Raw genomic sequence first — 19,897 nt, 5'->3', positions numbered from 1 at the left:
GATTAATTGAAACATCCTTTAAGAAGCGTCCCGTGAGGCGGTCAAGGATACGTGTAAGCAGGATCAGTCTGTTTATTTATACACGCCCTGACGCTTCTAGCCGTCAGGGCTTTTTTGCGGCTAATTTTCATAAATAGGAGGGGTACAGATGTCCAAGACTATCTTAGACGAACAAGCAATCAGGCGCGCGCTAACTCGAATTGCACATGAGATCATTGAGCGCAACAAAGGGACAGATGATATCGTCCTAGTCGGGATTAAAACACGAGGAGCTTATCTTGCGGAGAGATTAGCAGCTCGAATTGAAGATATCGAAGGCAAACGTGTTGCCACTGGTGAAATTGATATTACGCTATACCGAGATGATTTATCTCACAAAAATGCGTCCAATGAGCCAAAGCTTCACGGGACAGATATTAAAACGGATATCGCGAACAAAAAAGTCGTGCTTGTTGATGATGTGTTATACACAGGCAGAACGGTGAGAGCAGGACTCGATGCCATTATCGATATTGCAAGACCCGCTCAGATACAGCTAGCGGTCCTCATAGATCGTGGACACCGCGAGCTACCAATCAGACCAGATTATGTAGGTAAAAACGTACCAACCTCTAAATCGGAGGTTGTGGATGTCAAGCTTACTGAAGTAGATCAAGAAGAGCAAGTACGCATCATTTAATAAACATCCTTTAACGTAGTCCAGAGAGGCTACAAAGGGGTCTTATTCCTGCATATATAGCGCGAATAAGCCTCTTAAGCTCAATGAATTTAGGAGGAATAAGACATGAATAAAGAAGTCGGCATTCAAGAAATCCCACGTTTTGACAAATGGTTCGTATTGAGCCTCCAGCACTTATTCGCCATGTTTGGCGCTACGATTTTAGTACCTCTACTAACTGGCTTAAGCCCAGCAGTCGCTCTCGTATCGAGTGGCCTTGGGACACTAAGCTATCTCCTTATTACAAAGGGTCAAATTCCTGCCTACTTAGGCTCATCCTTTGCATTTATCATTCCCATTCAATCAGCGATTTTAATTGGCGGACCAGAAGGCGCCATGATCGGAAGCTTCTTTGCAGGTATCCTATATGCAATTGTCGCACTTATTATTAAACGCACTGGCGTAAGGTGGTTGATGCAACTACTACCGCCGATTGTCGTAGGACCAGTTATCATGGTCATCGGTCTCGGCCTTGCCGGAGTTGCAATTGACATGGCCATGAACAATCCAGAGACTGGCGCATATGATGGCACGCTGTTTGCAGTCGCACTGGCAACACTCGCCATTACGATCATTGCTTCGGTGTTCTTTAAAGGGTTCTTCGGCCTTATCCCCATCCTCATCGGGATAGCAGCAGGTTACTCACTCGCGCTAGCTACTGGCATTGTTGATCTGACGGCCATTAGAGAAGCCGCTTGGATTGAAGCACCACCATTCTTAGTCCCATTCGTCACGTACACACCATCTGTGTCATGGGAGATCATCCTCATCATGGTGCCTATCGCGCTTGTCACATTAACTGAGCACCTCGGAGATCAAATGGTACTAAGCAAAGTTGTTGGCAAAAACTTAGTTAAAAAGCCAGGTCTACACCGCTCTATTTTCGGAGATGGTTTTGCGACGATCATAAGCTCCTTCTTAGGAGGACCTCCAAACACGACTTATGGAGAAAATATAGGCGTTGTCGCGTTAACGAGAGTCTTTAGCGTATTCGTCATAGGTGGAGCAGCAACACTAGCTATCCTCTTCGGCTTTATCGGTAAAGTATCTGCTTTTATTACAACGATCCCAACAGCAGTAATGGGCGGAGTATCCATCCTGCTCTTCGGTATCATCGCATCAAGTGGTTTACGAATGCTTATTGATAATAAAGTCGATATTGGGAACAAACGTAACTTAATCATTTCTTCTGTTATCTTAGTGATTGGAATAGGTGGAGCAATGATTCAAGTAAACGAATCATTATCCATTCCTGGAATGGCACTCGCAACAGTTGTCGGGATTGTATTAAATCAAGTTCTTCCTGGTAAAGATCCTGTGAGATCTGAAGAAGAAATGTTTGAAGCAATGTCGAGTGAACAAGAGAAACACCCAGCAGCATAATAAGCCCTTTAAGGCTGTCCCGTGAGGCAGCCAAGGGTGCAACGATCGAGGCTACTTGCCTCCTTCTTTCCTGCACCCTCCTTACCTTGGTTGGGTGCTTTTATGTGCAAAAAATGACGAGGAGGAAGTAAAATGAAGCATTTTTTAACGTTAGATGATTTTTCTGTGAGAGAGATCGAGGAGCTATTAAACCTTGCTGAACAGGATTTAACGCTAAAGGGGACAGTCGCGAATTTGTTTTTTGAACCAAGCACTCGCACAAAATACAGCTTTGAAATGGCTCAATATAAGTTAGGTCTACATCCCTTCGATTTTACAGAATCGCAGTCAAGCACACAAAAAGGAGAGACGCTCTACGATACAGTTAAAACGCTAGAAGCAATCGGCGTAGACGCAGTAGTGATTAGACATCCTCAAAATGCCTTCTATCAGGAGCTGTCGGGCATTACGATTCCAATCATCAATGCAGGAGATGGAACAGGAAATCATCCATCGCAAACACTACTTGATCTACTAACAATCAAGCAGGAGTTTGGCCATTTTCAAGGCTTAGATATTGTCATCGCTGGTGACATCTCGCATAGTCGAGTCGCACACTCCACGTCAAGAGCGCTTCTCAGGTTAGGAGCAAACGTCACCTTTGTCGGTCCACAAGAGTGGGGAGGGTCAGGTGTGTCCATGGATGATGCAACGAGAAGAGCGGACGTAGTCATGCTACTACGCGTGCAGACAGAACGCCATCAAATTAAGAAGCTATTTACAAAAGAGGATTACCATACAGCCTTTGGATTAACGGTAAAAAGAGAGAAGCGGATGCAAGATCATGCGATCATTATGCACCCTGCTCCAGTAAATAGAGATGTGGAAATTGCATCAGAGCTTGTGGAATGTGAGCGCAGCCGAATTTTTAAGCAAATGCAAAATGGCGTTTTAGCACGCAAGGCCATTATGTGGCAACTATTACATAGCAAAGGGGCGGTATTTGCATGAAAACGAAAATCGTAAATGGATCCGTATATTATAAAGGGATGTTACAGGAGCTTGAGCTACTACTTAAAGATGGTGTCATTGAAAAAATCGCTCCATTGATCGAAGAGTCAGCAGACACGATCATTGATGCAGGAGGATTGCTTGTCTCACCAGGACTCGTTGACATACATGTCCATCTAAGAGAACCAGGTGGCGAAGCAAAAGAGACGATTAAAACGGGTACAAGATCTGCAGCCCGCGGAGGCTTTACATCCATTTGTGCGATGCCTAATACTCGTCCAGTGCCAGATTCAAAAGAAAAAGTAGAAGAGCTCTACGCAAAAATCGAGCAGGATGCACTTGTGCATGTATACCCATATGGAGCGATCACGAAAAACCAAGTTGGTAAAGACTTAGTACCTTTTGAAGATCTGGATGTGTTCGCCTTTACGGACGACGGTGTAGGTGTCAAGGATGCTGGAGTTATGTATGAAGCGATGAAAAGAGCAGCTAATGAACAAAAAGCAATCGTTGCTCACTGCGAGGACTTAACGCTTGTAAACGGCGGAGCCATGCATGACGGTGAGAGAGCAAAAGAGCTTGGCATAAAAGGGATTACCTCTATGTCAGAATCGGTACATGTTGCACGAGATATTCTGTTAGCAGAGGCTGCGGGTGTCCATTATCACGTATGTCATGTGAGTACGAAAGAGTCTGTCCGCGTCATTCGCGATGCGAAGCGAGCAGGTATTAACGTGACCGCCGAGGTATCGCCTCATCACCTACTTTTAAACGAGAACGATGTGATCAACGATGCAAACTTCAAGATGAATCCACCATTGCGCTCAAAAGAGGATCAAGAGGCACTCGTCAGAGGCTTACTGGATGGCACGTTAGACTGTATAGCAACGGACCACGCCCCTCATACGGAAGACGAGAAGCGTCAGCCGTTTGAAGAAGCACCTTTTGGGATTGTTGGTTTGGAGACAGCATTCCCGCTACTCCATACCTTCTTTGTAGAAACAAAGCAGCTTGATGTCACACAGCTACTCGATTTTCTCACGAAAAAGCCTGCAGAAGTGTTTGGATTAAAGGCGGGAGTCATTGAGGTAGGAGCAGTGGCGGACCTCACGTTGATTGATCTAAATCGTGAAGAGACAGTGAGAAAAGAGGAATTTTACTCAAAGGGACGTAATACGCCATTTGACGGCTACAAGCTTAAAGGAATTCCAGTCACAACGATCGTACGCGGAGAAGTTGTGTACAGCAAAGAGGAGGCGCTCGTATGACGACATTGACATTAAGAACGGGAGAGACATTTGCAGGGAAAGGCTTTGGAGCTGACGTCGCATGTAGTGGCGAAGTGGTGTTTAATACGGGGATGACGGGCTATCAGGAAATGATGACAGATCCATCCTACGCTGGTCAAATTCTCGTCTTTACGTATCCGATGATCGGAAATTACGGAATTAACAGACGCGATGCGGAGAGCATTAAGCCGAGCTTAAAGGGTGTCGTTGTTAAAAAGGCATCGCATAGGCCACACCATCATCAAGCCATGATGAACCTGCACGAATGGCTGACGCTACACGGTATTCCTGGATTAATGGATGTAGATACGCGCATGCTCGCAAGACTCATTCGTGAGCGCGGCACGGTTACAGGTAGCTTTGGGGAAGGTGGAGACATCTTAACGAACCAAGTAGCACATGTTGCGAGTGAGAAAGCAACGTGGATACCTGGAGGAGAGAAGCGGGTTGTGTTACTCGACTTCGGGTCGAAGAAAGGCATTATCCGTGAGTTAACGAGACGAGGCCTAGAGGTGATCGTGGTGCCACACACAATTTCCGCCCGAGAGATTGATGCGCTTCACCCAGATGGGATCGTCATTAGTAATGGACCGGGAGATCCTGTCGATGTAAGTCATGTGTTACCTACGATTCAAACGCTTTGTAGCACGTATCCGACATTTGGGATTTGCCTTGGACATCAGCTGATCGCGTTAGCGCATGGCGCGAAGACAGAGAAGATGGTATTTGGTCACCGCGGTGGCAATCATCCCGTTATGGATAAGCGTAAGAACGTCGTCTCCTTATCCTCTCAAAATCACAGCTATTCTGTCGTGCGTGAGTCATTAGCTCAGACCGATTTTGTGGAAACATTTGTGAATGTGAACGATGATTCAGTGGAAGGAATCATGCATAAAGAATTGCCGGTAATGAGCGTGCAGTTCCACCCGGAGGCAGCTCCAGGCCCAGTTGATACAAGCTACTTATTTGATGAGTTTATGACAATGATGGTGAATGTGCAAAAGAGGGGGATGACGTATGCCTAAACGTACAGATATAAACAAAATCATGGTGATCGGTTCAGGACCTATTATTATTGGGCAAGCAGCAGAGTTTGACTATGCTGGCACACAGGCGTGCGAAGCGTTAAAAGAAGAGGGCTACGAGGTTGTTCTCGTAAACTCGAACCCTGCAACGATTATGACAGACAGTGATACAGCGGATACCGTCTATATGGAGCCACTTACGCCTGAGTTTGTTACCTCTATCATTCGAAGAGAGCGTCCAGACGGCATCATCGCTACGTTAGGTGGTCAAACAGGACTCAATCTAGCGATGGACCTTTCTAAAAATGGTGTGCTAGAAGAGTACAACGTGGAGCTACTCGGAACGGATTTGCGTGCGATTGAAATGGCGGAGGATCGTGATTCTTTCCGAACACTGATGAGAGAATTAGGAGAGCCTGTACCAGATAGTGAGATCGTCACAACGGTGGATGCTGCCGTGACGTTCGCAAATGAAATTGGCTACCCAGTCATCGTTCGACCTGCCTATACGTTAGGTGGAAGTGGCGGCGGAATGGCCTACAGCGAAGAAAATTTAAGAGAAATCGTCGCAAATGGCTTATTCGCAAGCCCTGTTAATCAGTGTTTAATTGAGAAAAGTATCGCAGGCTTCAAAGAAGTAGAGTACGAGGTGATGCGAGATAAAAACAATCAAGCAATCGTTGTTTGTAACATGGAAAACATTGACCCAGTTGGTGTGCATACAGGAGATTCGATCGTCGTGGCACCTAGCCAAACACTTTCTGACCAAGATTACCAAATGCTACGAAATTCCTCACTTAAAATTATTCGTGCATTAGGAATCGAAGGCGGCTGTAACGTACAGTGTGCGCTAGATCCTAACAGCGACCAGTATTATATTATAGAAGTAAATCCGCGCGTAAGTCGTTCGTCTGCTTTAGCTTCTAAAGCAACAGGATATCCAATAGCAAAGCTATCAACAAAGATAGCGGTAGGGTATACGCTTGACGAGTTGCAAAATCCTATTACAAAAACAACGTTTGCAAGCTTCGAGCCAGCGCTTGATTATGTCGTGACAAAGTGGCCGAGATTTGCCTTTGACAAGTTTGATTCTGCCAATCGTACGTTAGGCTCTCAAATGAAGGCAACTGGTGAGATTATGGCGATCGGTCGAACGTTTAGTGAGTCTATATTAAAAGCGGTGCGATCTACAGAGACAAATGCGATGCATCTCGTTCCCCCTAAAGAGCTTCCATTAGAAGAAAAGATCAAAAAGCAGGATGACGAAAGACTTCTGTACGTCGTCGAAGCGATTAGACAGGGAGTTTCTGTTGAGTTAATCCATGAGTGGACAAAGATTGACCCGTATTTCCTCTATGAGTTTGAAGATATTGTGCACATGGAAGAGCAGATAAAGAGGGAGCAAAAAGCGAGCTACGTAGAGGCAAAGCGAGCAGGATTCTCTCATGCTGCCATTGCGCATTATGCGGGAGTAGAGGAGGCGACAGTTGAGGCGTGGCAGGAAGAGTTTGCGCTTTATCCAACCTATAAAATGGTCGATACGTGTGCCGCTGAGTTTGCCTCTAAAACGCCTTACTTTTACAGCACATTCGAAGAAGAGAACGAGTCGATTGTAACGGATAAGCCCTCTGTACTTGTATTAGGATCCGGCCCGATCCGCATCGGTCAAGGCGTCGAGTTCGACTATGCAACGGTGCATACGGTGCGTGCTTTAAGAGCACAAGGCTATGAAGCGATTATGTTAAACAATAATCCAGAGACAGTATCAACCGATTTTGCAGAATCAGACAAGCTTTACTTTGAGCCATTAACATTAGAAGACGTGATGAACGTGGTACGTCTAGAGAATCCTCATGGTGTTATCGTTCAGTTTGGTGGTCAAACAGCGGTTAACTTAGCAGAGGGCTTAGCGCTTAAAGGCGTGCCGATATTAGGGACAACGCAGGATGCGATGGATATTTGCGAGGATCGCGACAAGTTTGAGCACGCGCTCAAGATGCTTGATATTCCAATGCCTATGGGCGAAACCGCGACATCAGTTGAAGATGCCGTTGCAATCTCAAGACGCATCGGATATCCAATTGTCATTCGACCATCCTACGTTCTTGGTGGACGCGCGATGGAGATTTTATATCACGAGGATGAGCTACTTACTTACATGGAACGAGCAGTAAAAGTAAATAAGCGCTATCCCGTGTTACTTGATCGCTACTTAACTGGGAAGGAAATCGAAGTAGATGCCATCTCTGATGGAGAAACAGTCGTCATTCCTGGGATCATGGAGCATATTGAGCGAGCTGGCGTTCACTCGGGGGACTCGATCGCGGTGTATCCTCCTCAATCACTAACAGAGGAGCGTAAACAGCAAATTGTTGATTATACGACTCGTCTAGCAAAGGGTCTACACATTAAAGGTCTCATGAACATTCAATACGTGATTCATAAAGAAGAGCTATATGTACTTGAAGTGAATCCGCGCTCTAGTCGAACGGTTCCATTCCTATCTAAAATTACGGAAGTGAATATGGCTAAAATTGCAACAAATATTATGATTGGACAAAGCCTAGTGAGTCAAGGGTTCACAAGTGGAGTCTTGCCTGAACCGAAGGAAATCTCCGTTAAAGTACCGGTCTTTTCATTTGCGAAGCTTCGAAGCGTCGATATTACGCTAGGACCTGAAATGAAGTCAACTGGGGAAGTAATTGGTCGAGATCACACGCTTGAAAAAGCGTTGTATAAAGGACTAACAGCTGCTGGAATGGCCATTCCGGAAGCGGGAACAGCACTTATTACCGTCTCCGATAAAACGAAGCAGGAGGCCTATGAGCTTGCGAAACGTCTGCAGGCACTCGGATTTGACCTTGTTGCGACAGAAGGAACAGCCAATTACTTAAGGGAGCGTAACCTGCGCGTAAAAACAGTGGCGAAGCTGAAGCAAGGAAAGCCAGACGTGGTTGATTTGATTGCATCAGGAAGCGTACACGTCGTGATTAACACGTTGACAAAAGGAAAAACGCCACAGCGTGATGGATTCCGAATCAGACGTGAGGCAGTGGAGAGAGGGATCCCATGCTTCACCTCCTTTGACACAGCTTCAGCCGTGATTTCGGTCATGGAATCGATGCATATGTCGACGATGCCAATGAACAAGAAGGAGGGTCTGCTCGTATGATGCTAAGCTTAGAAGTGACGAGCAATCGCTTTTTAACGAGTGACGTGGTGCAAATGGAACTTACGTCAGAGCAAGATCTAGGACGAGGCTCTGTCGGGAAATTTATTCATATTGACGTCGGTCGAACGCTTAGAAGACCTATTAGTATTTGTGAAGTAGATGGACATTCGCTTACGATTGTTTATCGAATCGAAGGTACAGGAACTGCCTGGCTGTCAGAGCGACAGTCAGGAGAAGTCCTGAACGCCTTAGGTCCACTCGGTTCGGGATATCCGATCATGAAGTCTGGCAAAGCGTTACTAGTAGGTGGGGGGATCGGTATACCGCCACTTCTTCAAACTGCAAAAGAGCTTGCTAGTAATGGGGTGCAGGTGACGACGATACTAGGCTTTCGCTCGGAGCCTTTTTTAGTAGAAGAATTTGCTACGTATAGTGACGTACACGTCGTGACAGAGGACGGCTCTCATGGAACTAAAGGCTTTGTCACAGACGTAATGGATGCATTCACCTACGACACGTTTTACTCGTGTGGTCCGAGAGCTATGCTTCAAGCAGTTAAACAGCGTGCGACGTCACCTGGCTATCTTTCGCTAGAAGAGAGAATGGGCTGTGGGGTCGGAGCCTGTCTCGCCTGTGTGTGTGACAAGGCGGATGGCACGTACGCAAAGGTATGTACGGATGGACCAGTGTTTGAATCAGAGGAGGTCGTACTATGACAAACATGCACGTATCACTCCCGGGACTAGAGCTTAAAAATCCGATTATGCCGGCATCAGGCTGCTTTGGATTTGGTCGCGAGTATGCACAGTTCTACGACCTCTCGAAGCTTGGCGCGATCATGGTCAAGGCAGTAACGCCAGAAATGAGACGTGGAAATGCGACCCCGAGAGTTGCGGAGACAGAGAGTGGGATGCTAAACGCGATCGGATTACAAAACCCAGGTCTTGAAGCAGTTATGGAGCATGAGCTACCATTTTTAGCTGACTACGACGTGCCGATTATTGCGAATGTGGCAGGCAAAACGCCAGAGGATTATGTCGAGGTTGCAGCAAAGATCTCCCAGGCTCCAAACGTCCATGCGTTAGAGCTGAACGTATCCTGTCCAAATGTAAAAGAGGGCGGCATCCAGTTTGGAAGCGATCAAGAGCAGCTAGCGATGCTAACGCGTGCGGTTAAAGAAGTGAGCGAGGTACCTGTTTACGTAAAGCTCTCGCCAAACGTCACGGATATTGTTGGGATGGCGCAGGCAGCTGAGCATGCTGGTGCGGATGGACTGACGATGATTAACACGCTAATAGGGATGCAACTTGATCGACGAACAGGTAAACCGCTTTTAGCAAATGGACGTGGAGGTCTTTCAGGACCCGCTATTAAACCTGTCGCGATCCGGATGGTGTATGACGTTAGTCAGGCGGTATCGATTCCGGTGATCGGAATGGGTGGGGTGTCGACAGCCGAGGATGCGCTAGACTTTATGTATGCCGGAGCGAGCGCAGTCGCTGTCGGCACAGCAAACTTCACAAATCCAATGGCCTGCATGGATATCATTCATGGCCTTGAGACGTTTATTCATACAGAAAATATCGACATAGGTGACATTGTAGGAAGGAGCTATCGAGCATGCGAGACGTTATCATCGCGTTAGACGTACCAACAAAGGATCATGTCACAACGTTTTTAGAGCCATTTAAGGGAGAGAACCTGTACGTAAAAGTGGGCATGGAGCTATTTTACCGTGAAGGGCTTTCGGTCATTTATGCGCTTAAGGAACAAGGGCACCGTGTGTTTTTAGATGTGAAGCTTCATGACATTCCAGAGACCGTGAAACGAACGATGCAACAGCTCTCAAGCCTTGAAGTTGATATGGTAAACGTGCATGCACTAGGCGGTAAACGAATGATGGAGGCTGCGCGCGTTGGCTTAACAAATCCTACTTCCACACTTTTAGCAGTAACGCAGCTTACAAGCTCCTCCGAGGAGATGATTCGAGGGGAGCAACAGCTTGCGATTTCTCTTGAAAAGTCGGTTCTCTCATTAAGCTCGCACGCAAAGGAATCAGGAATTGACGGAGTTGTGTGCTCGGCGCTTGAAGCAGAAGGTATTAAGAAACAAAACGGCTCATCATTTTTAACTGTGACTCCAGGAGTAAGACTCGCAGGCAGTGATCGGCACGATCAAGTGCGAGTTGTTGAACCAAAGGATGCGATTCACAGTGACTATTTAGTTGTTGGACGCGATATTACACGATCAGAACATCCAGTTGCAAGCTACCGTACATATATCGAAGAATGGGGGAAAGCATCATGCAAAACATCGCAATGACGTTATTAAATCTAGGTGCCGTGCAGTTTCGACCGGAGAATCCATATACGTGGTCGTCAGGAATTAAATCTCCGATCTACTGTGACAATCGTTTACTCATGTCAGATGTAGATGGACGTAAACAAACGACAGCGGCTTTAGAGGGCGCCATTAAAGAGCTAGGTCACATTGATGTCATTGCAGGGACGGCGACTGCTGGAATCCCACATGCTGCTTGGGTTGCTGATCGCATGGAGCTTCCAATGATTTATGTAAGAAGCTCTTCAAAAAAACACGGCAAGCAGAATTTAATTGAGGGGCAACTGCATCGCGGTCAAAAAGTAGTGATTGTGGAGGACTTGCTCTCAACAGGAGGATCGGCGATTGCAGCTGCAAAAGCCGTTGAAGAGGCCGGTGGTGAAGTGGTTGCCATTGTTGCGATCGTCACCTACGATTTGCCTATCCTAGCAGAAAGAAAGAAAAACCTTCCTTATCAAGTGCTAGCTCTCACTCATTTTGATACAATAGTACAAAAAGCAGTAGAGCGAGCTGATCTAACAGAGAAACAGGCTAAAGAAGTGTTAGCGTGGAAGGCATCGCTCCAGATGGAGGCAAATCGTGAGGAAATTTTCAGCAGCTGAATTTGATTCACGTACGGAATTTTTTGATGAAATGGCACAGACGAGTTGGTTAAGTGCGATCCACGAAGAAGTCATCGCTTTTGGTGGAGACTTAACGCAAACAAACATCGTTGATATCGGCTGTGGTACTGGACGTTTGCTGATGCGAGCTAAGTCGCTTGCTAGTTCGTTAACAGGCATTGATCTATCAGAAAAAATGATAGAAAAAGCTACTAGCTTATTTGGCGAGCACGCAACATTTTTAGTGGGAGATGCCACTGATTTACCATTAGATGATAGTGTCGCTGATGTTAGCTATACGACATGCTTACTGTTTTTACTTCCTCATCCAGAAGAGTCTATAACAGAGCAACGTCGCATTTTACGAAGCGGTGGTCTGCTTGTTACGTTAAATCCGTCCCCACAGTTAACTACCGAACAGGCTGATGTCTACGCGAACAAGCATCATTTATCAGAGGGAGAGGCCGACTTTTTAAGACAGTGGGCACGCGTTGCAGAACGCCGACATCAGTTTACACCAAAGAGTCTGCAGGAGCTGTTAGAAAAGCATGGCTTCTCTGATGTCGAAACAAGATTTTCGTCCAATGGGTTAGGAATGATGACAAAAGCAATTTTAGCATAGTAGTTAGAGCTGTCAGTGGAGGAACTGACGGCTTTTTGTAGTTGGAGTAGGTGCTTTCGTTATTTTGAGGGTTTTCGTTGGTATCATTTTATACTTTGTTTGCTGGAGGTCAGTTGCTTTGCATAAGTTCGATGCTCGTATGCATCACTTCGGAGGCCGTTTGCTTCAAATGGAAGCTTAAGTGTATCACTTCAATCCCCGTATGCGTTGAGTCAAATTGCTTTGCATCAGTTTAAGGCTAGTTTGCATCAGTCAGCCAGCTGTTTGCATCAGCTTGCAGTCCGAATGCGTCACTTCGATCCCCTTATGCGTCAAGGCAAACTGCTTTGTATCAGAAGAAATTGGTCATACGTAAAGGGGATTTCAAACAATCGTTCCCCACACCAAAACCGTAAATAGCAGGAAATAGAACGAAACAGTCTATAATTGCATGTAGACTCACAATTTTCACGCTATTTGCACAAATATGCCCTGATATACGTGTCGATTATTACTTCGGAAACCGATATATTAGAAGAACTGTCTAACTAACTACATAAAGGGAGGTGTCTGATTTGGACACATTTAAACGGCTTAAAGATTTTTACTGGCCGACAAAGCGTTATTTTATCTGGTCTATTATTTTACTACTATTTGTTACTGCTTTTACCGTTGCGTATCCAGTCATTCTACAAATCACAATCGACTCAATTATTTTAGATCAAAACTATAGTTGGATACCGTATGTTGCAATCGGTTTCTTCCTCATCACGATGTTAAAAGGGGTTGCGGTATTCTTTCATCAATATTTAGGAGATTTATTTGGGATTCACGCCGTTTACGAACTTCGTAATGCCCTCTATAAGAAGCTTCAATACTTACCATTCCGCTATTATGACAATGCGCGCACGGGAGACTTAATGTCGCGACTGACAGCCGATGTGGAGGCTTTCCGATTCTTTCTTTCCTTCGGGTTTGCGCAATTAATCAACATCGTTATGCTAGTTCTATTAAGTACTGCAATCATGTTTTATTATAGTATTCCACTTGCCCTCGTGACATTTGCGGCGCTACCATTTCTCGCGGTCACTGTGTATCAGTTTGATAAGCGCGTTCACCCCGCCTTTTCTGATATCAGAAAATCGTTAGCAGGGATGACAACAAAGGTACAAGAAAATATTAGTGGAATGTCTACGGTTAAATCGCTCTCAAAGGAATCGTATGAAATGGGACGATTTGATGTAAAAAACACCGACTACAAAGATAAGTATATTCACACAGCTAACATTTGGGCAAAATACTTCCCATTTATGGAGCTGATCGGACATATTTGTGTCGTCATTTTACTAGGCTACGGTGGGCTTTTAGTGATTAATGGAACGATTCAACCTGGAGTTCTAGTCGCATTCTTTAGCTTAATTTGGTTTATTATTAACCCATTAATGAACCTTGGATTTATCGTTAATACATTTTCTCAATCGAAGGCATCTGGAGAGCGTTTGATCCAAGTGTTAGATGAGCGAGAAGATATTTTTGATAAAGAAGGGGCACTCGAGATGGGGCGCCTATCCGGGCACGTTGTCTTTGAGCAAGTAAGCCATCAATATGATGAGGAAGAGGAGCTTGCCTTACAAGATATCTCCTTTGAGGCGTCGCCAGGTAAAACAATTGGATTAATTGGTGCAACTGGCTCTGGTAAAACGTCGATCACACAGCTTATCTCACGCTTTTATGAGCCGAGTCGCGGTCGAATTCTCATTGATGGTAGACCGATCACGGACTATACGTTAAATACGATTCGTCGCAATACTGGCGTTGTGTTGCAGGAATCCTTCCTATTCTCTTCTTCCGTAAAAGATAATATTTCTTACGGTAGACCAGACGCAACAATGGATGAAATCGTCGATGCTGCCAAGCGAGCGGATGCGCACGATTTTATCTCGGAGCTTCCGAATGGCTACGATACCGTGTTAGGAGAGCGAGGAGGCGGCTTATCTGGTGGACAAAAGCAACGTATCGCGATTGCGCGAGCTATTTGCGTCGACCCATCCATCCTCATTTTAGATGATGCTACGAGTGCCGTTGATATGGAAACAGAGGCAAAGATTCAAGCAGCGTTTAGGGAAGTCATGCACGGTCGCACAACGTTTATCATTGCGCACCGGATCTCCTCTTTATTACACGCAGATGAAATTATCGTGTTAGATAAAGGGAACATCGTCGAGCGCGGCACGCATGCTACGCTTATGCAACAAGACGGCGCATACAAACGAATTTACGATTTGCAGTATAAAGATCATAAACAGTTCCTGCAAGGAGCGAGATAGGAGGTGGCGAATTTGGATAAAAAGCAAAAGGAAGCACCGCGTACGCTACGGCGATTCCATTATTCGATGGATGAAGCAATTGAAAAGCCGTTTAACTGGAAGCAAATGTCCCGATTACTTACGTACATGAAGCCATATACAAAAACCATTTTACCAATCGCCATTTTAGGCATGTTGTTATCTACCGCAGTAAGGCTCCTTGCACCAGTCTTAATTGGAGCTTATGCGCTAGACCACATCATTGAGGTTGGGGACGTTAATTTCCTCATGATCATGGTTGGTGTTATCGCGTTTATGTACATGATCTCGTGGTTCGGTAACGTAATCCGTATCAAATACATGAACAAGCTTGGTCAATATATCATTTTTGATTTACGCAAAGCCTTATTTAATCATATTCAACGGCTGTCACATCGGTTCTTCGACCAACGATCAGCCGGATCGATTCTAGTTAGAATCACCAATGACGTAAACAGTTTACAGGACTTGTTTACAAATGGTGTCATTAATATGCTCATGGATATCATTATGCTTATCGGGATCATTGTCATCCTCTTTGTTATAAGCCCTGAGCTAGCATTAGCCATTATGGTCGTCCTACCACTTATGTTCTTTATCTCGACGAAGCTACGTAAAAACATTCGTCGCTCGTGGCAGGATGTGCGCTTAAAGCAATCTATGATCAACTCGCACTTAAACGAGAGTATTCAAGGGATTCGCATTACACAATCCTACACGCAGGAAAAGCATAATATTGGCTTCTTTAAAAATATGAACGGATTAAACTTCGAATCGTGGAGACAGGCGACGATGCGCAGTGCGTTCTTCCGTCCATTCGTTGAAATGAGTGGCGCGATCGGAACGGCTGTCCTCCTTTGGTACGGTGTTGTTTTGATTCAGCAAGGGTCACTATCCATCGGGGAATTCTTCACTTTCTCCTTATTTTTAGGAATGTTCTGGGAGCCAATCTCAAGGCTTGGTATGGTTTACAACCAGCTCCTTGTCGGAATGGCATCCTCGGAGCGAATCTTTGAATTCCTAGATGAAAAACCATCGGTTCCTGAGAAAAAAGAAGCAGTAAAGCTTAAGGATATGAAGGGACATATCATCTTTGATAACGTCGAGTTTGCTTATAATGCGGAACGAAAGGCGTTAAAAGGTATTAGCCTTGAAATGAAGGAAGGTCAAACAGTCGCACTTGTTGGTCACACCGGAAGTGGTAAAACGACGATCGTCAACTTAATCAGCCGCTTTTATGATCCAACAGGAGGAAGAGTTCTTTTAGACGGGTACGATATTCGCGATATTCGCCTAGATAGTTTGCGTGAGCGAGTTAGCATCGTCCTGCAGGATACCTTTATTTTCTCCGGAACGATCATGGATAATATTCGCTTCGGACGACCAGACGCGACAGACGAAGAGGTCATAGAGGCCGCAGCTACTGTTGGGGCGGATCCATTCATTCAACTCCTTCATAACGGCTACGAGACGGAAGTAGAAGAGCGTGGAAATGTGCTGTCAGTAGGAGAAAGACAGCTTATCTCCTTTGCCCGAGCACTCCTAGCAGATCCACAAATCTTGATTCTAGATGAAGCAACAGCATCAATCGATACAGAAACAGAGCAGTTAATCCAGCGAGCTTTAAAGCGATTATTGAAGGGACGAACTGCCATTATGATCGCTCACCGCTTATCAACGATCCGAGAAGCGGACAATATCTTTGTCTTAGAGCACGGCACAATTTTAGAGCAAGGCAACCACGATGAACTCATGGACCAACGTGGAGAATACTATGAGCTAGTCAAATCGCAATTTAAAGCGATCGAAGCAGGATAATCAAAAAAGGCGATTCCTTTATTAACAGAGGGAATCGCCTTTTTTTCACAAGGAGTGAAAGGCAATGATCGAACGCATCTTACAAGTAGCAAACGAATACGACGCTATTCGCGCGGTATCCTTGCACGGGTCTCGCGTGAACCCATCAGTTGAACCAGATCGCTATCAAGATTATGACATCGTCTATTACATCAATGAGGAGGAGCTTCCTGACTTTACGACGCTTTACGGAGACATTCTCATCATGCAACAACCTTCGCCTCACGCAAACAATACGGCTATTTATCTGATGCTTTTTGAAAATGGGGAAAGACTGGACTTAACCATTCGCTCTGTTTCATTAGGACTACAAGACGACTCCTTAACACAATTACTACTCGATAAAGATGATCGGTTTAACCCCGTCGAACCTAGCGAAAAAGGCTATGTAAGTCATTTGCCTTCGCAAGAAGACTTCGATGCAAGCTACAACGAAGTCTGGTGGTGTCTACAGTCTGTTGTAAAAGGATTTCGTCGAGGACAGTTCACCTACGCAAGTTCGATGCTCGAACAACCAATACGATCAGCCATCTTCGACCAGCTAGGCTGGATAGCCACATCCTATCATGACGAGCCAAAAAATATTGGGATGTGGGGCAAATTTACGGGGGAGCTCTTACCAGAACCATTCATAAAATTGCTCGAGCCTACATATCGAGAAGACTTAGCACAGGCAGTCGTTGCCGTGATGACACTAGCAGAGAAAACAGAAGCATTCTTAGCCGAGCGTGAAGGATACAAACGCACAGATTATTCACGGGTGAGGGCTTACTATGAGAAGTTACTAAATGAATGATTTTCTTATAGAATCTTCGATTCTCCTTCGCTTACGGCTGGCGCTTTCCAAGGTAAGAGCAGTCAGCTCTACGAACACCTTACGATATTAGCAGGGTCAGTGCCTAAGCCTACTCGTCGGCAGGTCGCGGCTTGCGCCTTCACCTAAACGCCTTCCTGCGTGGTCTCAGTCCCTGCCTATTCCTGCTAATTGTCTTCAGGTATTCTCCGAGTCTGCCTCCTCTTGAGCTTCTTTAAGGAGGTTTAAAACCAAAACCAGCTTTATAAGTTCTATTTGCTATTGCTACTAAACGTAAACCTTCGATTCTTCTATGCTTACTGACGAACGCGTTCGGCAGGGCTACAGAGGGCTTTCCACCCGGCTAGCGGCCGTGTGAAAGGATTCTCGGAAATGCTAAGTGCTCCTGCCTAAGTCGCCGCCAGATGCTCCGGAGAATCGAAGGTAACAGTTCTTTAATTGTACGAATACTTTTTCTTTACATCACTAGGCAAAAAATCGTTGCCTAGCTTTAAAATTATATCTTGCTCACGGTACATAAATCTCGTATACCGTACATAAATTTTCTATACGGTACATTAATCTCAAATACGGTACATAAACATCCTAATTACCTAAGAATTACTTATCAAATGCTAAAAAACAAACAAAAAAGAGCCTCTTTAAAAAAAAGGCCCTTTTATATGCCGTTTTTAAATCAAACAGAGAGCTGGCAGACCCGGAGGACATTCGGAGACAATCCATAGGAATAGGCAGTGGCTGAGACCACGCAGGAAGGCCGAACCTGCCTGACGAGTAGGCTCAGACACTGACCCTATGGATGTCGTAGAGTGTCCGTAGGGCTGACAGCTAGGAGTGAAGATTTAAACTAGTTAGCTCTTTAGCAATTGAAGCTCGAAGAGCTTACGAACTTGATCTTAAACTAGTTAGCTCTTTATCAATTTCAACCCGAAGGGTTGAAGCACTCTTTAAAAATCGAATCAACAACTACGCCTTAAGCTTCCTCACCACATCCTCATCCGGCGTTACATAAACCGTCGTCTGCTTATCATACGTCACATACCCAGGCTTCGCCCCACTAGGCTTTTTCACATGGCGAATGAGCGTATAGTCAACCGGAACGTTCCCCGACATACGACTTTTACTGAAGTATGCAGCTAAATTCGCAGCCTCCATTAATGTCTCTTCCCCAAACGACGTACTCCTGATTAACACGTGTGAGCCAGGGATATCCTTCGTGTGAAGCCATGTGTCATCCTGTCTACTTAGCTTCGTCGTTAAATATTCATTCTGCTTATTATTTTTACCTACATACAAATCGATACCCTCTGATGATACGTAGCGCTCGACGCTCGGTTTAGAAGGCTTCTTCTTTTTCTTTTGTTGCTTACGGTCACGCATGTATCCACCCGCAATAAGCTCTTCGCGAATATCTTCAATATCACGCGTTGATGCAATCGACATCTGCTCTAATAGATTCTCAAAATATGCAATTTCCTCATCGTTCACTCGTAGCTGCTCATTCACATAGTTCACGGAGTTTTTAAGCTTCGTATACTTTCTAAAGAACTGCTGTGCATTATCAGATGCTGATTTGTGTGAAACGAGGGGGATTGTGATTTCATTTTGATCTTCATCATAATAGTCCACGACTGTGATGCTCTTCATTCCGGGCTTTATTAGATGCATATTTGCTGTTAAGAGCTCTCCAAATTTCTGTTGCTCCTTCGCTTTATCCGCATCTTGAAGCGTTGATTCTAGCTTTTTGCGTTTCTTTTTATTCTTCTGATATTCATTACGAATAAACCGTTCTAAATCGTGCGCGCGTTGCTTCACACGATCTCGTTCCGATTTATCATGATAAAATCTATCTAACATCTCATGGACAGAAGCAAGCTCTGTACGCTCTCCCTCTATATGCGTTAAAGGAATCACGCTAAAGCCTTCCTTCTTCGCGTTACGATAAATAAAAGGCGAATAATCATGCTGCTTAACAGGCTCCAATGTTTCTAAAAAGGCTTGAGGTAGGGTATCACTATTCGCAAACTTAGCGCGATGTAAAATCTCCTCAATCACCTGTGGGCTCAGACCGCTATAAACCTGCTGGATTTGCTTCAATAGCTTCCCACTATTAAAATCAATCGCACGGAGTAGCTCGTCGCGATCGGTTTGTAGCGGATGCAACTTATCCATATGAGGCGGGCTCACATACATTTGTCCAGGCAATACCGTACGATATTGAGAGAGGGACGGTGGAATGTGCTTAATGCTCTCTAAAATCATCTCATTATCTAAGAAAATCAAGTTACTGTGACGACCCATTAACTCTAACTTTAACTTTTTATATGAGACATCACCAAGCTCATTACGACCTTTAAACGAAAAAGTAATGACTCTCTCGAGGCCATCCTGTTCAATTGCTTCCACGATGCTACCTTCTAAATGTTTTCGAAGCACCATGCAAAATAGTGGTGGTTCAGATGGATTATCAAACTTAATATTAGTTAAATGAAAGCGCGCAAAGGATGGATTGACGGAAATAAATAAGGAATGGTTCTTCCCATGCGCTCTTACTGTAATGACTATATCAGATGGGTGAGGTTGATGAATCTTAGTGATTCGCCCACTTACTAATGTTTGCTTTAGATCATGTGTTACGGCTCTTGTTACAATTCCATCGAAAGACAAAATCGTATCCTCCTTTACTCTTACAGACTACTAGCCATTATAGCAGAAAAAACAGTTGCAGGAACAACGAGCGAGAGAGCGAATAAGGTCATAA

The 19,897-nt window shown here is 45.0% G+C and carries 15 protein-coding genes; 14 read left to right on the top strand and 1 reads right to left on the bottom strand.

The features are described 5' to 3' along the window. Positions 1 to 148: 148 nt before the first annotated feature. From pyrR to FLK61_RS11110, 14 genes are all read left to right on the top strand, one after another. Positions 149 to 679, top strand: coding sequence for a bifunctional pyr operon transcriptional regulator/uracil phosphoribosyltransferase PyrR (gene pyrR / locus FLK61_RS11175; RefSeq protein ID WP_176009538.1), 531 nt, complete (start codon positions 149 to 151; stop codon positions 677 to 679). 105 nt (positions 680 to 784) lie between these two features. Continuing rightward, entirely contained in the window at positions 785 to 2,101 is a 1,317-nt protein-coding gene (locus FLK61_RS11170; RefSeq protein ID WP_176009537.1) for a solute carrier family 23 protein, read from the top strand. Between the two features lie 132 nt (positions 2,102 to 2,233). Beyond that, positions 2,234 to 3,091 carry an aspartate carbamoyltransferase catalytic subunit gene (locus FLK61_RS11165; protein WP_176009536.1) on the top strand — a complete coding sequence of 286 codons (858 nt, stop codon included), beginning with the start codon at positions 2,234 to 2,236 and terminating at the stop codon, positions 3,089 to 3,091. Further along, the gene (pyrC, locus tag FLK61_RS11160) at positions 3,088 to 4,359 is read left to right on the top strand and encodes a dihydroorotase (RefSeq protein WP_176009535.1); all 1,272 of its coding nucleotides are present in this window, start codon (positions 3,088 to 3,090) and stop codon (positions 4,357 to 4,359) included. The genes FLK61_RS11165 and pyrC overlap by 4 nt, the downstream gene beginning before the upstream one ends. Next, positions 4,356 to 5,405 (top strand): carbamoyl phosphate synthase small subunit, encoded by a 1,050-nt coding sequence (locus FLK61_RS11155; protein WP_176009534.1) that lies wholly within the window; start codon positions 4,356 to 4,358, stop codon positions 5,403 to 5,405. The genes pyrC and FLK61_RS11155 overlap by 4 nt, the downstream gene beginning before the upstream one ends. Further along, positions 5,398 to 8,577, top strand: coding sequence for a carbamoyl-phosphate synthase large subunit (gene carB / locus FLK61_RS11150; protein WP_176009533.1), 3,180 nt, complete (start codon positions 5,398 to 5,400; stop codon positions 8,575 to 8,577). Before FLK61_RS11155 ends, carB begins: the two co-directional genes overlap by 8 nt. Then, a complete protein-coding gene (locus tag FLK61_RS11145) occupies positions 8,574 to 9,293 on the top strand; it encodes a dihydroorotate dehydrogenase electron transfer subunit (RefSeq protein ID WP_249777584.1) in 720 nt (239 codons plus the stop codon). The genes carB and FLK61_RS11145 overlap by 4 nt, the downstream gene beginning before the upstream one ends. Further along, a complete protein-coding gene (locus tag FLK61_RS11140; RefSeq protein ID WP_176009532.1) occupies positions 9,290 to 10,222 on the top strand; it encodes a dihydroorotate dehydrogenase in 933 nt (310 codons plus the stop codon). Before FLK61_RS11145 ends, FLK61_RS11140 begins: the two co-directional genes overlap by 4 nt. After that, positions 10,198 to 10,899 (top strand): orotidine-5'-phosphate decarboxylase, encoded by a 702-nt coding sequence (gene pyrF / locus FLK61_RS11135; RefSeq protein ID WP_176009531.1) that lies wholly within the window; start codon positions 10,198 to 10,200, stop codon positions 10,897 to 10,899. The genes FLK61_RS11140 and pyrF overlap by 25 nt, the downstream gene beginning before the upstream one ends. Further along, positions 10,881 to 11,519 carry an orotate phosphoribosyltransferase gene (gene pyrE / locus FLK61_RS11130; RefSeq protein ID WP_347338958.1) on the top strand — a complete coding sequence of 213 codons (639 nt, stop codon included), beginning with the start codon at positions 10,881 to 10,883 and terminating at the stop codon, positions 11,517 to 11,519. Before pyrF ends, pyrE begins: the two co-directional genes overlap by 19 nt. Continuing rightward, positions 11,497 to 12,141 carry a class I SAM-dependent methyltransferase gene (locus FLK61_RS11125; RefSeq protein WP_176009530.1) on the top strand — a complete coding sequence of 215 codons (645 nt, stop codon included), beginning with the start codon at positions 11,497 to 11,499 and terminating at the stop codon, positions 12,139 to 12,141. The genes pyrE and FLK61_RS11125 overlap by 23 nt, the downstream gene beginning before the upstream one ends. Before the next feature lie 554 nt (positions 12,142 to 12,695). Continuing rightward, positions 12,696 to 14,447, top strand: a complete 1,752-nt coding sequence (locus FLK61_RS11120) for an ABC transporter ATP-binding protein (protein ID WP_176009529.1) — start codon at positions 12,696 to 12,698, stop codon at positions 14,445 to 14,447. A gap of 66 nt (positions 14,448 to 14,513) precedes the next feature. Next, positions 14,514 to 16,283 (top strand): ABC transporter ATP-binding protein, encoded by a 1,770-nt coding sequence (locus FLK61_RS11115; protein ID WP_176011218.1) that lies wholly within the window; start codon positions 14,514 to 14,516, stop codon positions 16,281 to 16,283. A 64-nt stretch (positions 16,284 to 16,347) separates the two neighbouring features. After that, entirely contained in the window at positions 16,348 to 17,118 is a 771-nt protein-coding gene (locus FLK61_RS11110; RefSeq protein WP_176009528.1) for an aminoglycoside 6-adenylyltransferase, read from the top strand. Positions 17,119 to 18,102: 984 nt separating this feature from the next. Here FLK61_RS11110 and FLK61_RS11105 read toward each other — a convergent pair. Further along, entirely contained in the window at positions 18,103 to 19,803 is a 1,701-nt protein-coding gene (locus FLK61_RS11105; RefSeq protein WP_176009527.1) for an Rqc2 family fibronectin-binding protein, read from the bottom strand. Positions 19,804 to 19,897 lie beyond the last annotated feature (94 nt).

It is taken from the genome of Paenalkalicoccus suaedae (assembly GCF_006965545.2).
In the GTDB taxonomy this organism is placed as follows: Bacteria; Bacillota; Bacilli; order Bacillales; family Salisediminibacteriaceae; genus Paenalkalicoccus; species Paenalkalicoccus suaedae.
This window is presented reverse-complemented; position numbering and strand designations above follow the sequence as displayed.

Bases quoted from the DNA above. Each gene is read 5' to 3' on its own strand.
- pyrR (WP_176009538.1), top strand. From the start codon at position 149: ATGTCCAAGACTATCTTAGACGAACAAGCAATCAGGCGCGCGCTAACT.
- FLK61_RS11170 (WP_176009537.1), top strand. From the start codon at position 785: ATGAATAAAGAAGTCGGCATTCAAGAAATCCCACGTTTTGACAAATGG.
- FLK61_RS11165 (WP_176009536.1), top strand. From the start codon at position 2,234: ATGAAGCATTTTTTAACGTTAGATGATTTTTCTGTGAGAGAGATCGAG.
- pyrC (WP_176009535.1), top strand. From the start codon at position 3,088: ATGAAAACGAAAATCGTAAATGGATCCGTATATTATAAAGGGATGTTA.
- FLK61_RS11155 (WP_176009534.1), top strand. From the start codon at position 4,356: ATGACGACATTGACATTAAGAACGGGAGAGACATTTGCAGGGAAAGGC.
- carB (WP_176009533.1), top strand. From the start codon at position 5,398: ATGCCTAAACGTACAGATATAAACAAAATCATGGTGATCGGTTCAGGA.
- FLK61_RS11145 (WP_249777584.1), top strand. From the start codon at position 8,574: ATGATGCTAAGCTTAGAAGTGACGAGCAATCGCTTTTTAACGAGTGAC.
- FLK61_RS11140 (WP_176009532.1), top strand. From the start codon at position 9,290: ATGACAAACATGCACGTATCACTCCCGGGACTAGAGCTTAAAAATCCG.
- pyrF (WP_176009531.1), top strand. From the start codon at position 10,198: ATGCGAGACGTTATCATCGCGTTAGACGTACCAACAAAGGATCATGTC.
- pyrE (WP_347338958.1), top strand. From the start codon at position 10,881: ATGCAAAACATCGCAATGACGTTATTAAATCTAGGTGCCGTGCAGTTT.
- FLK61_RS11115 (WP_176011218.1), top strand. From the start codon at position 14,514: ATGGATGAAGCAATTGAAAAGCCGTTTAACTGGAAGCAAATGTCCCGA.
- FLK61_RS11110 (WP_176009528.1), top strand. From the start codon at position 16,348: ATGATCGAACGCATCTTACAAGTAGCAAACGAATACGACGCTATTCGC.